9 protein-coding genes and 1 pseudogene are annotated in these 13,261 nt (G+C 69.9%); 5 read left to right on the top strand and 5 right to left on the bottom strand.

The annotated features are described in order from the left end of the window. Positions 1-5: 5 nt before the first annotated feature. Complete coding sequence (locus tag ACIBVP_RS34025; protein WP_396110540.1) at positions 6-995, bottom strand: substrate-binding domain-containing protein; 990 nt, start codon at positions 993-995, stop codon at positions 6-8. Between the two features lie 77 nt (positions 996-1,072). Between ACIBVP_RS34025 and ACIBVP_RS34020 the strand changes: the two are divergent. Continuing rightward, positions 1,073-2,105 (top strand): annotated as a pseudogene (locus ACIBVP_RS34020) (LacI family DNA-binding transcriptional regulator). A 401-nt stretch (positions 2,106-2,506) separates the two neighbouring features. Continuing rightward, on the top strand, positions 2,507-3,613 hold the full coding sequence (locus ACIBVP_RS34015; protein WP_396110539.1) for a polysaccharide lyase family 7 protein: 1,107 nt from the start codon (positions 2,507-2,509) through the stop codon (positions 3,611-3,613). Here the strand turns inward: ACIBVP_RS34015 and ACIBVP_RS34010 are convergent. Both ACIBVP_RS34010 and ACIBVP_RS34005 read right to left on the bottom strand, forming a co-directional pair. Beyond that, positions 3,610-5,061 carry a DNA-3-methyladenine glycosylase 2 family protein gene (locus ACIBVP_RS34010; protein ID WP_396110664.1) on the bottom strand — a complete coding sequence of 484 codons (1,452 nt, stop codon included), beginning with the start codon at positions 5,059-5,061 and terminating at the stop codon, positions 3,610-3,612. The two genes, ACIBVP_RS34015 and ACIBVP_RS34010, sit on opposite strands and share 4 nt — an antisense overlap. A 90-nt stretch (positions 5,062-5,151) precedes the next feature. Continuing rightward, positions 5,152-8,370: a S8 family serine peptidase gene (locus ACIBVP_RS34005; RefSeq protein ID WP_396110538.1), complete on the bottom strand. Its 3,219-nt coding sequence runs from the start codon at positions 8,368-8,370 to the stop codon at positions 5,152-5,154. 208 nt (positions 8,371-8,578) lie between these two features. On the opposite strand from ACIBVP_RS34005, the gene ychF reads away from it, so the two are divergent. Further along, a complete protein-coding gene (gene ychF, locus ACIBVP_RS34000; protein ID WP_396110537.1) occupies positions 8,579-9,661 on the top strand; it encodes a redox-regulated ATPase YchF in 1,083 nt (360 codons plus the stop codon). 10 nt (positions 9,662-9,671) lie between these two features. Next, positions 9,672-10,349: a hypothetical protein gene (locus ACIBVP_RS33995; RefSeq protein WP_396110536.1), complete on the top strand. Its 678-nt coding sequence runs from the start codon at positions 9,672-9,674 to the stop codon at positions 10,347-10,349. 20 nt (positions 10,350-10,369) lie between these two features. On the opposite strand, the gene ACIBVP_RS33990 is transcribed toward ACIBVP_RS33995, so the two are convergent. Beyond that, a complete protein-coding gene (locus ACIBVP_RS33990) occupies positions 10,370-10,588 on the bottom strand; it encodes a hypothetical protein (RefSeq protein ID WP_396110535.1) in 219 nt (72 codons plus the stop codon). 55 nt (positions 10,589-10,643) lie between these two features. Then, positions 10,644-11,339, bottom strand: a complete 696-nt coding sequence (locus ACIBVP_RS33985; RefSeq protein WP_396110534.1) for an NIPSNAP family protein — start codon at positions 11,337-11,339, stop codon at positions 10,644-10,646. A 70-nt stretch (positions 11,340-11,409) separates the two neighbouring features. On the opposite strand from ACIBVP_RS33985, the gene ACIBVP_RS33980 reads away from it, so the two are divergent. Next, on the top strand, positions 11,410-13,041 hold the full coding sequence (locus tag ACIBVP_RS33980) for an alkaline phosphatase D family protein (protein ID WP_396110533.1): 1,632 nt from the start codon (positions 11,410-11,412) through the stop codon (positions 13,039-13,041). Positions 13,042-13,261: the final 220 nt, after the last annotated feature.

Raw genomic sequence — 13,261 nt, 5'->3', positions numbered from 1 at the left:
CCTCCTCAGCCCCAGCAGTTCTCGAGACCCCAGGCGGTGTCCTTGCTGTCGATGCCGGCGAGCGGCTTGTCGGTGATCACGGCGGTCTCGGTCTCCACGAACCCGGTCGGCTTCTCGCCGGACTCCGCGAACTCGATCGCGAACCGGACCCCTTGCTCCGCCATCTTCTTGGGGAACTGCATGACGGTCACGGCGATCTCACCGTTCTTCACGGCGTTGACACCGTCGCACGAGCCGTCGATCGACCCGATGACCACCTTGTCCGCCAGGCCTTTCGCCTTCAGCGCGCTGTAGGCGCCGCGGGCGGCGGGCTCGTTGAGCGTGTAGATCGAGTTGACGCTGCCCGCGACGCGCTGGAGGAGGTTCTCGGTCGCCTGCTGTGCCTTGTTCTGTTCGCCGTTGGTGGCCTCGGTGCCGAGGTTCTCCGGTTGCGCCGCCTCGACGAACCCGGCGTGACGCTGTTCGGACACGGTCGAGCCGGGCGTGCCGTCGAGCAGGATGGACCGGGCGGGCTGGCCGTTCAACGCGGCCTTCACGTACTGGCCCTGCAGACGGCCCGCGTTCGTGTTGTCGGTGGCGATGGTGGCGTCGACCGCGTCCTGCGGGTCGGTCTCGGTGTCGAGCGCGATCACGAGGACACCGCGGTCGCGCGCTTTCTTGATGGCACCGAGGATGCCGGTGGAGTTGTTGGGGGTCACCAGGATCGTCTTCGCGCCCTGCTGGACCAGGTTCTCGATGGCGGCGACCTGACCGTCGTTGTCGCCGTCGAACTTGCCCGCGAGCGCGACGAGTTCGGCGCCGTGCTTGTCGGCCTCGGCCTTCGCCGCGTCCCGCAGCGCGACGAAGTACGGGTTGCTGTCGGTCTTCGTGACCAGGCCGATCTTGGTCTTCCCGTCCCCAGTGGACTCATCGGAGCCGGACTTCGTGCTGGTGCAACCGACCGCGAGCGCGGCGACGGTGAGTGCGGCGAGGAGAGCAGGACCTCGGCGTCCCATGGCTACCTCCGTGGCAGGGCTGGTTTGCGGCGAAGTTATGGCGGTCAGTACCGTGACGCAACCGTTTGCGCAAACGCTTGCACCTTCCTCGATCAAGGAGCCTCCGTGGTCACGATGAAGGACGTCGCCGAGTTGGCCGGCGTCTCGATCACCACCGTGTCGCACGTGGTCAACTCCACCAGGTCCGTCGCGCCCGAGACGAAGGCGCGGGTCCTGGCCGCCGTCGAGCAGACCGGGTACACCGGAGACGCTATCGCGCGCTCTCTCGTCACCGGCGGCACCCGCACCCTCGGCGTGGCGATTTCCCTGGTCGCGAACCCGTATTTCGCCGAACTACTGCGGTCCATCGAGCACGAGATCACCCGATCCGGTTACACGCTGGTGCTCGCGGACACGCACGACGAGCCGTCGGCGGAACAGTCGGCGGTGCGGACGTTGCGGTCGCGGCGGGTCGACGGGTTGATCCTGACGCCGTCGCCGCGCGCGTCCGGGACGGTGCTGCCGGAACTCAGGTCGCTGGGAATCCCGATCGTCCTCGTGGACCGGTTGACGACGGCGCAGGACGTGGATCAGGTGGGGCCGGAGAACATCTACGCGACGTCCGGGCTGGTGCAGCACCTGGCTTCGGTGGGGCATCGGCGGATCGCGATGATCAGCGGCACCGAGGGGCTGGCGACGACGACCGAGCGGGTGCTCGGGTACCGGCTCGGGCTGGGGCGGGCGAAGCTGACGTGGGACGCGTCGCTGGTCGTGCCCGGTTCGTCGGCGGCCGAGCCGGCGGCGTCGGCGCTCGGTTCCCTGCTGTCGTTGCCGTCGCCGCCGACGGCGGTGGTGGCCGGGAACAACATGATGTTGTCGGGGGTGCTGCACGAGTGCCGTCGACGCGGGGTGCGGGTCGGGCGGGACCTCGCGGTGGTCGGGTACGACGAGGTCGAGTGGGCTGATCTCGTCGACCCGCCGGTGACCACGGTGGCGCAACCGATCGCGGACATGGGGCGGACGGCGGTGCGGATGCTGCTGGACCGGATCGCCGACCCGACACGCAAACCACAGACGGCGCGGTTGGCCACCACGTTCATGCACCGCAACTCGTGTGGGTGTGGCTTGTAGGGCGGCCTCCGGCCCCCGGTTTCCATTGTCCCAGGAGACACCGACAACGAACGCGAGTTGTCCACAACCGCTGCGGTTGTCCACAGTTTCGCGCCACAGCCCGATTCCGTCGGCGACCACCGGTAGACTGGCATGGCGGGTGGCCCCCGGGAACGGGTGGGGGTTGAGGTTACGCACTGGGCCGGCGATTTTCCGCGTTTTCGCAGGTCAACGACCGACTCGGAAGGCCCGCTCCCCGAGATCAGCCCGTCCGGCGAGGACAGGCCCCTTGGCAACATTCGGTCACTGACGGTCGATCAGCCGTACCACTTCCGTAGCGTCGGTTCACGTCAACGAGTCGACTGCGGAGGTGCGTGGACGTGAGACGTGTTCGGGTTGCGGCAACGGTGTTGGCACCGGTCATGGCCGGTCTCCTGATCGGAGGTGTGGCACAGGCCGAACCGGTGGCCGTCCGGTCGGTCATCGCCAGCGGGGACGACGGCAACGTCGCCGCCAACACGTTGGACGGTGACCTGTCGACGCGGTGGTCCGACGAAGGGAACGGGGTCTGGATCCGCTACGACCTCGGCGCCGAGACCACCCTCGGATCGCTCGCCATCGCCTGGCACAACGGGGACGAACGGCGCGCCACGTTCGAGGTGCAGACCTCCTCCGACGGCACGTCATGGGCCACCGTGGTCAACCGGCGCACCAGCAGCGGGACCACGCGGCAGGCCGAGACCTACGACTTCGTGGACCGGGCCGCGAGGTACGTGCGCGTCGTGGGCTACGGCAACACGGTCAACGACTGGACCAGCATCACCGAGGTCGACGTGTTCGGCGCGGACGCACCCGGCGGCGAGTGCGACTACCCCGCGGACGTGCTCGACCTCTCCGGCTGGAAGGTCCAGTTGCCCATCGGCGCGGAGGAGGACCCCGACGAGGTCACCCAGCCCGCACTGGCCACCTACGCCGTCGACCCCTGGTTCCGGGCCACCGACGACTGCGACGGCGTCCTGTTCCGGTCCGCTGTCAACGGGGTGACCACCGGCGGTTCCAGCTACCCCCGGTCCGAACTGCGGGAGATGACCGCCGACGGGTCCGACGAGACGGGCTGGTCCGCGACCGACGGCACGCACACGATGGTCATCCGCGAGGCGATCACCGCCCTGCCGGCCGACAAGCCGCACGTCGTCGCCGGGCAGATCCACGACGGGGACGACGACGTGGCCGTCTTCCGGCTCGAAGGCACCCGGCTCTACGTCACCAAGGGCGACACCACCCACCACAAGCTCGTCGACGACGACTACGTGCTCGGCACGCCGTTCGAGGCGAAGTTCGTCGTCAGCGGGGGCAGCGTCAAGGCCTACTACAACGGTGTCCTGCAGACGACCATCAGCGCGAGCTTCCCCGACGGTTACTTCAAGGCGGGCGCGTACACGCAGGCCAACTGCGGCAACTCCGACCCGTGCGACGAGAGCAACTACGGCGAGGTCGTGATACACGACATCGCCGTGACGCACTCCTAGGCCGCTGACCAGAGGTGCATGCCGGCGTAGCTGCGCCACGGACGCCACGCGCCGGCATGCGCCTCCAACGCCTCCGGAGTGGACGGCAGCCCCAGGTTCGCCGCGCCCTTCCGCATCGCGACGTCACCGGTCAGGAGCACGTCCGGGGCACCGAGCACACGCATCAGCACGTACCCCGCCGTCCACGGGCCGACGCCCGAGAACTCCTGCAGCGCCTGGGAAAGCTCCTCCGGGTCCGCGCCGACGTGCACGTCCAGCTCACCCGCCGCGAGCGCCGCGTTCACCGTCAGGATGGTGTCCGTGCGGCGCCGGGGGCCACGCAGCACCTCCGCGCCCCGTTCGGCGATCGCGGCGGGGGTCGGGAACAGCACCGTCAGGTCACCGTCCGGAGTGCACAGTGGTTCGCCGAGCGCCGCGGTGAGCGTGGTCAGTGCCGTGCGGGCCGCGGCCACCGTGATCTGCTGGCCGACCAACGCCCTCGTCACGATCTCCGCGCCGTCCACCGCGCCGGGCAGGCGCAGGCCGGGGTTCTTGCGCACCAACGCTTCCAGAGCCGGGTCGGCGCCCAGCACCTCACCGACGGCACCCGGGTCCGCGTCCAGGTCCAGCAGGCGCCGCAGGCGGGTCACCGCGCTGCCCAGGTCACGCATGTCGGCCAGGGAGAGCGTGCAGTCGATGTGCCCGTGCGCCGGGGTCAGCCACGCGGTGCCCGTGCCGTGCGCGAGGCGCATCGTGCGGCCGTACGATCCGTCCACTATGGACTCCACGCCCGGGATCGCGCGTGCGGCAAGGAAATCCAGGAGAGTGTCGTAGTCGAACGGCTCGCGGTACGGCAGGCGCAACGTCACCTTGCCGGGCGCGGTCGGGGTGGCACGTCGTTTCGCCGCCGCGCGCAGGCCCGTCGGGGTGGTGGCGAAGACGGCGCGGATCGTGTCGTTGAACTGGCGGACGCTCGCGAAGCCCGCCGCGAACGCGATGTCCGCCAGCGGCAGCGTCGTGGTCTCGATCAGCAGGCGGGCCGAGTGGGCGCGGTGGGCCCTGGCCAGCGCGAGCGGGCCCGCGCCGAGCTCCGCCGTCAGGACCCTCGTCACGTGGCGGTCCGAGTAGCCGAGGCGCTTCGCCAGGCCGGGGACGCCTTCGCGTTCGACCACGCCGTCGGTGATCAGGCGCATCGCGCGCCCGGCCAGGTCGGCACGCAGGTTCCACTCCGGGGAGCCGGGCACCGAGTCCGGCAGGCAGCGGCGGCACGCGCGGAAACCGGCCTGTTGTGCCGCGGCGGCGGTGGAGAAGAACAGCACGTTGGCGCGTTTCGGCATGGCGGCCGGGCAGGACGGGCGGCAGTAGATGCCCGTCGTCCGCACGGCCAGGATGAACTGGCCGTCGAAACGGGTGTCCCGCGACGCCGACGCCCGGTAGCCCTGGTCCTCGTCAATCAGCACGTCACCCATGCTGCCAGCCATGACGCCGAGGCACTCGCGGTATTCGGACATGACAGCGGCCGGGCCCAACCGGACCCGGCCGCTGTCGAAGAGGTACCGCTACGAGACCGACTGGACGATCACGTCACCGGTGCCGACCAGCGCGTTCGCGTCCGTGCGGACCTCGACGGTGCCGAGCAGCACGCGACCCGCGGCCGGGACGACCTTCGGCGTCACCGTGCCCGTGACGGTCCACTCGGCGCCACCGGGACGCTCCGCGTTCGCGTCGGCGACGGTGATCGAGCCGAACGCGGCGCCGCTGAACACGTCGAGGTAGTCGTACTCCGTGGTGCCCGCCGGCACCGCGTAGCCGTGCACCAGCGCGATCCACACGCCCGCGGCCGGGTTGTTCACCGTGACCGACTCCTCCGAGTCGCTGTCCGCGCTCTGCGCGGTCAGTGCACAGCTGCCACTGGTGCAGTTGTAGAGGAACAGGTCGAGGTCGGCCATCAGGTCACTCGTCTTGCCGATCTTGACCCGCAGCTGCGACGCGCCCGCCGCCACCGGGATCTGGACCTGCGTCTGCGCGTTGTGCGCGATCGACGGGCGGGCCACCTTGGCGCTGCCAAGGTTGGTGCCCGCGGCCCGGCCGGTGAACGGACCGAACGCGTTCTTCAGCGTGTACTCGCGGTCGACCGGCTGGTTGAGCGTCGCCGACGCGATGGTGTCCGGGTTCGGGGACACGGTCGCGCCCAGCACCGACACCGTCAGCGTGTACGGGGCCTTCGCGACGTCGGACGTGCGGCGGGCCTCGACCACGATCTCCCACACGCCCGGCGTCGGGTTCGTCGCCGTGCGGCTCGTCGGGCTGTCACCCAGGTTGCAGGCGTTGCCCGGCGGGACCGGCGGGTTGTAGCAGTTCGTGGTCTGCGTGTTCCGCTCGACGGTCAGGCCGTACGGGTGGTACCGCAGGAACCGGACCTGGCCTTCGCCCGGCGCGGTGCCGCCGCCCTGCAGGTCGACCTTCAGCGCCGGCGTGCCCACCGGGACGCGGACGAAGTAGCTGTCGACGTCGTTGCGCGCGACCTCGCCGCCGTGGCGGATCTGGTAGCCGCTGTCCGCGGTGAAGTCCTCGGCCGCGATGACGACGTTCATCGTCTGGTACTCGATGCCCGTGGTCAGCGGGCTGTCCAGGTTGAGGATCGCCGAGTGGATGCCCGAGGACTTCGGGTTGACGGTCACCCGGAACTTCACCGCCGAGTTCAGCGGCAGGGTGATCGTCTGCGCCGAGGTGAACGTGCCGTCGTTGCCGACCCACTTGACGCGGTAGGTCAGCGGGCTCGCCTTGCCGGAGGTGCGCTTGAACGTGTACTCGCGGACGAACCGGTCACCCCGCTGCACGCCCTCCCGGTCGTGGATGCCGAGGCCGGTGTCGGGGGTGCTCAGGAAGTCCGACAGCACGGTGTTGATCTCGACCGACGAGGTGATGTCGGTGGTGCGGATGTCCGCCTTCAGCATGTTCCAGGCCTTGGCCACGTCGATGAGGCCGTTGCCCTGCTCGTAGGCCTGGTAGTTCTTCAGGTACCGGGCGCTGGACTTCATCGCCGTCCGGATCTGCTCCGGGTCGTGCGAGACGTCCCGCTGCACGGCCGCGCTGACCAGCAGCGCGGCGGCACCGGCGGCCTGCGGGGACGCCATCGAGGTGCCGTTGAACATCGCGTAACCCGGGGGCAGCGGGTAGGTGCCGCCGACCGGGCCGCCGTGCTGCCACGTCGGGACCGTCGAGATCGCCGAGCCCGGCGCCACGATGTCCGGCTTGAAGCCACCGGCCTCGGTCGGGCCGCGGCCGGAGAACGGGTGCAGGTTGTCCTCGGCGATCGCGTCCGAGCCGTAGTTGCGCTGCCAGGTGGCCTTCGTGATGTACGAGCCGACGCTCATCACCTTGCTCGCCAGCGACGGGCGGCTCACCGTGTTGGAGGCCGCGCCGTCGTTGCCCGCGGAGATGAAGATCTGCACGCCGTACTCGTCGATCAGGCGGTTGTAGAGCAGTTCGGTGTCGGACTCGCCGTCGTTGACCGGGTCGAGGCCGCCGACCGACATGTTGAGCACGTCGACGCCGTTCTTGGCGGCGTAGACCATGCCCTCCTCCATGGCGTGGCGGGTGCAGCCGGTGACGAACAGGCAGACCCGGACCGACACGAGCTTCGCGCCGGGGGCCGCGCCGTTCATGGTGCCGCCGAACAGCTTGTTCCCCGCGACGATGCCCGCGACGTGCGAACCGTGGGCGCCGGACACGATGCCGATGTTCACGGCCTGGTTGGCGGCGTCGGTCTGCACGACGAACGGCATGGACTCGCGGACCGGCGTCGACGGGTTGTCGGTGCCGAACTCGTCGGAGTCCTGCTTGACCTTGTAGTCGGTCATCGCCTTCTCGTCGGCGAACGACTTGTCCTGGTTCGTGTCGACCCAGACGGTGTTGGTGGCGGTGTCCCACAGCACGCCGTACGTGCCGATGCTGCCCGCCGGGTTGCCGTCGCGGTTGACGTCGTTGCCGACCTCACCGCCCAGGCGCGCGTCCCGCTCGTTGAACAGGCCGTACCGGAACGTGGCGGGCTGCCCCGGGGCGGGGTTGCTCATGTCGATCCACGTCGGGTCGTCGTCGTTGTTGACGCCGTTCGTGAAGCCGGAGTCGGTCGCCGTGATCCAGTCGACGATCTTGCGCTCGCCGGTGCTGGTGGTCGCGAGCGACGGGTGGCCGATGTCGACGCCCGAGTCGATGATGCCGACGGTCACGCCGCGGCCGTCGAACTTGGGGTTCTTCTCGACGAACTGGGCGGCGCCGGTGTCACCGGTCGGCATGTAGGGGTTGACCGCCGGGGTGTTCGCGCCGGGGGCCGGCTGCGGGTCGGGGTCGTCGATGCCGAGCGGGCGCGGCTCGCCGAAGCCGTACTCGCGGTCGAGGTCCACCGCGAGGACCGAGGACAGCTTCGCGAACTTCGCGACGTCGGCCGTCGGCACCTCGGCGCGGACGTAGCCGAGCTCGTCGGCCCGGTACTTGATCTTCGCGCCCGCGGCCTTCAGCTGGTCGACGCTCGCCTTCTCCTGGCCGGCCTTCGCGAGAACCAGGATGTCGACCGTCTTCTCACCCGCCTCGAGGGCGTCGGCGATCAGTTCCTGGTCCTGCTTCCCGAGGAGGTCGGCCCCCGCACCGGGTGCCTGCGGCGCCGCCGGTGGGGCGGCGGTGGCGGTCGACGGCAGGGCGGCTGTCAGCGAGAGGCCGACGACCGCCGCCGTGAACGCCGCGCCGAGGCCTCGCCGGCGCGATTCACGTTGGGTCATCCCAAGTCCTTCGTCTGCGATGGGGTTTACCTGATCGAGCCACAGGTGCTCACGGAGTGTTGTTGAGCGGATCAGAACTGACTAGAAGCCAAACGGGGTAATCCTTCTGGCGGTCCAACAATTCAGATGTGATGTCGCTGACCGTGGCGGAAGTGCTACCCGCTGGTCTCCGCGATTCGCCGGACACCGAGGCCGTAGAGTTGGACCGGTGAGTTTGACCCTCGGGATCGTCGGGCTGCCCAACGTCGGCAAGTCCACCCTCTTCAACGCCCTGACCAGCAACGACGTGCTCGCGGCCAACTACCCGTTCGCGACCATCGAGCCGAACGTCGGTGTGGTGCCTCTGCCGGAGCCGCGGCTCGACGTGCTGGCGAAGATGTTCGACAGCGCGCGCGTGGTCCCCGCCACAGTGTCCTTCGTGGACATCGCGGGTCTGGTGCGCGGCGCGTCGGAGGGGCAGGGACGCGGCAACCAGTTCCTGGCCAACATCCGCGAGGCGGACGCCATCTGCCAGGTCATCCGCGTGTTCGACGACCCCAACGTGGTCCACGTGGACGGCAAGGTCGACCCGTCCTCCGACATCGAAACGATCAACACGGAGCTCATCCTGGCCGACCTCCAGACGGTCGAGAAGGCGTTGCCGCGCCTGGAGAAGGAGGCCCGCACCCGCAAGGAGGCGCGGCCCGCGCTGGAGGCCACGCAGAAGGCCAGGGAGATCCTCGACGGCGGCCGGACGCTGTTCTCCGCACAGTCCGAAGTGGATGGCGCGCTGCTGCGGGAGCTGTCGCTGCTGACCGCGAAGCCGTTCCTGTACGTGTTCAACGCGGACGAGGCGGTGCTGTCGTCGGAGTCGCGGCGCAAGGAGCTGGCCGAGTCGGTCGCCCCCGCCGAGGCGGTGTTCCTGGACGCGAAGGTCGAGGCGGAGCTGCTGGAACTGGACGACGAGGAGTCGGTGCGGGAGCTGCTCGAGTCCATCGGGCAGGACGAGCCGGGGCTGCACTCGCTCGCGCGGGCCGGGTTCTCGACGCTGGGCCTGCAGACGTACCTCACGGCCGGGCCGAAGGAGTCACGCGCGTGGACCATCCACAAGGGATGGACCGCCCCGCAGGCCGCCGGTGTCATCCACTCGGACTTCGAACGCGGCTTCATCAAGGCCGAGATCGTGTCGTACGACGACCTGGTCGAGGCGGGGTCCATGGCCGCGGCCAAGGCAGCGGGCAAGGTCCGCATGGAGGGCAAGGACTACGTCATGGCCGACGGTGACGTGGTGGAGTTCCGCTTCAACGTGTGAGGTACCCCAGGTGAGCGACTACATCGAGCCGCGGTCGGCCGGCACGGGCCCGGTGGACGCGTTCGACACGGCCTTCCTCGACGCAGCCGTCATCGGCCTCGATCTCGTCTCACGTCCGGCGGTCCGAGACCGGTGGTCCGGCGACAGTGCGCTCCCTCTGATGAGCGTCGGCATGCTCGCCTGCCACCTGGGACGTCAGCTCGTCCACGCCCAGACGATCCTCTCGTCTGCGGCCGCGGGGGAACCCCTCGACGGGGCCGCGGACCACTACCGCCGCGCCGCGTGGGTCACAGCCGAGTCGCTGGACGATCCCGCGAACGACCGGACCAACGACCTGGCCGAGGCGGAGCAGGGCTTCGACGCGATGGTCGAGCGCTGCGCCGCCGCACTGACGGACGCGCGGCGAATGCTCGAGGGAGGCACGGCACACGACGTCGTGACGATCCCCTGGCAGGGGTGGAGTCTCGACCGCGCGGACTTCCTCCTGACCCGCATGGTCGAGATCGTCACCCACGCCGACGATCTGGCGCGAAGCGTTGACGTGGCGACGCCGCGGTTCCCCGCACCGGTGTACGCGCCGGTGTGCCACCTCCTCGTCGACATGGCGGTGGAGCGCCACGGGCAGGCGGCGATGACGAGCGCGCTCACCCGCGGTGAGCGGATGCCCGCGACCATCAGCGCGTTCTGACGTCGCCGAAGCCGGTCCGGTCAGCCGGCCACGCGGTTGCCGTTACCCGCCTTCATCGCGACGATCGCGGCTGCCCGGACGGCCTCGTGGAGCTGCCACACCGACTGGGCCGGGAGGTAGAAGCCCTCGCCCGGTGGCGGGACCACCGCGACGCGTCCCTCGGACACCGTGACCACGAGCGTGCGTTCGCGGTCGAGGGCGTCGACCACCGGCACTTCCCACGTCTCCTGCGCACCCATGGCGCGACCTCCTGTCGGGCTACTGACCGAAGGGTCGTCCGATCGGTGTTCACCGTTACCGGATGAGGGAGCGGGATGTCGGCGCCAGTTGCAGCTGCTCCGGCGGGCGGCTCAGCTGCTTGGTCAGCACCGGCAGCGTGTCGTGGGTCCAGCGGGTGTCGCGACCGAGCTGTCGCACGTGTTCCACCAGCTCGTCCGAGCCCGGGAACGAACCGACCCACGCCACGACGTTCGTGTCCTCGCGGACCGGGAGGGCCGGGAAGTTGTTCTCGGCACGCAGCGTGCGCAGCACGGCCAGCGGTTCGGCGCCGGTGTCGGCCAGCAGCGGCCCGACGGTGGTGGTGAAGAAGTCGACGAAGGCGTCCTCGCCGCCTTCCGGCAGGTGGTAGATGGTGACCGTGACCAGCGTGGTGTCACCGCCGCGGGTGAAGCCCGTCAGGTCGAAGTCGGCCACGGGACGTAGCAGGAGCACGTCGTCCGAGTCGATCATCGTGTCGTTGGCCTTGTCACGGTGCGCCGCCCACACCGGACCGCCGTAGAACTCCGCGAGCGCCCGGCCCCTGGTCGGCATGTCGGCGAAGCCGCGCAACCAGACGAACCGGTCCTCGTCGTCGCGGTCGCGGAACTGCCCCAGGACCTGGGCGCCTACCGCGTCCTGGGACTCCACGAACTCGCGGTCGAACAGCTCGATCAGGTCGTCGCGCCTGCCGGGGTGGAGGGTGTACTGCCGGAGCTCGAGAACATCGGCCATCGCCGCTCCCTATCGCGGTGGATCACCTGGGCGGGTGTCACCTTATTGGTGCGCCATGTTTGATGTCAGAGTGCCCAGACTGCTGCTCGGCCCGCTGCTGCGACATGTCGACACCCGCTCCGCGACGGTGTGGGTGGAGACCGCCGAACCGTGCACCGTTTCCATCGGGAACGCGCGTGCGCACACGTTCACCGTGTCCGGACATCACTACGCGCTCGTCGCCGTCACCGGGCTGGCGCCCGGCACGTCGACGCCGTACGAGGTGGCGCTCGACGGGGAGACCGTCTGGCCGCCGCCCGGCTCCGAGTTCCCGCCGAGCCGGATCCGCACCTACCCCGAGGGCGGCGACCCGGCGTTCCTGATGGTGTTCGGGTCCTGTCGGATGCCGGAGACCGGCGACCCGACGGAGCGGAAGAAGATGGGCACGGACGCGCTCGCCGCGTACGCGCGCCGCATGCTCACCGAGGACGAGATCGACTGGCCCGACTCGCTGATGCTGCTCGGCGACCAGGTCTACGCCGACGAGACCACGAAGGGCACCCAGGAGTGGATCGCGGGCCGGCGGTCCCTCGACGAGGCGCCCGGGATCGAGGTCGCGGACTTCGAGGAGTACGCGCACCTCTACCACGAGGCGTGGACCGCGCCGCTGACCCGCTGGCTGATGTCGACCGTGCCCACGTCGATGATCTTCGACGACCACGACGTGCGCGACGACTGGAACACCTCGCAGACGTGGCGGGACGAGATGGAGCGGACCACCTGGTGGCCGCGGCGGGAACGGGCCGCGCTCGCCACGTACTGGATCTACCAGCACATCGGCAACCTCAGCCCCGAGGACCTCGCCGCCGACGAGCTGTACGCGGCGGTGCTCGAGCAGGGCCGGGCCGGGGACGCGGCCGACCTGCTGGACGACTTCGCCGACCGCGCCCGCCAGGAGGTCAACGGGCGCAAGGGCACCCGGTGGAGCTACCGGCGTGACTTCGGCAACGTGCGGCTGCTGGTGATCGACACCCGCTCGGGTCGGATCCTGTCGGGCGGCGCCCGCTCGATGGTGAGCGACAGCGAGTTCGACTGGATCGAGGAGCACGCGGAGGGCGACTTCGACCACCTGCTGATCGGGTCGTCGCTGCCGTGGCTGATGCCGCACGCGATCAGCCACGTGCAGTCGATGAACGAGGTCGCGTGCCGGCGGCCGGGGTGGCGCGGGCGGTTCGCGGAGAAGCTGCGGCAGACCGCCGACCTGGAGCACTGGCCGTCGTTCCGGGCGTCGTCGGACCGGCTGTCGCGGCTCGTCGAGCGGATCGCGGACACGGAGACGTCGACGGTGTGCGTGCTGTCGGGCGACGTGCACCACGTGTACGCGGCGCGGGTGCGGTTCCGGCGGGCGGTGAAGGCGGCGGTGTGGCAGCTGGTGTGCTCGCCGGTGCACAACCGGGCACCCGCGGCGATGCGGCCGCTGTTCCGGCTGGGCTGGTGGCGACCGTTCGCGGCGGTCCTGCGGTGGTGGATGCTGCGGTCGCCGCACATCGACCCGCTGCCGCTGGAGTGGGACAAGGTCGCCGGCCCGTACTTCGGCAACGCGGTCGCGACGCTACGCACCAACGGCCGCGCCGCGGAGATGATCGTGGAACGCGCCGACGGCGGCACAACCCCAACCCTGACCCCACTGGTAACAGTCCCACTGACCAGCAAAAAAACGTAACCACCCCGCGAGTCGCGCGCTCAAACAGGGCGAGTCGCGCGCTCAAACAGGGCGAGTCGCGCGCCAAGACAGGGCGAGTCGCGCGCAAGAGCACAGCGAGTCGCGTTCTCAGACATGGTGAGTTGTGGCGGTCTGTCACACCCCCACCGGACGGGCTACGGCAGCCATCCCAAACCCCAGGTGCGGGGGGCGGCCAGACGGGGGTGTGGGGGGCGGGCGC

It is taken from the genome of Actinophytocola sp. NPDC049390 (assembly GCF_044466355.1).
Taxonomy (GTDB): Bacteria; Actinomycetota; Actinomycetes; order Mycobacteriales; family Pseudonocardiaceae; genus Actinophytocola.
This window is presented reverse-complemented; position numbering and strand designations above follow the sequence as displayed.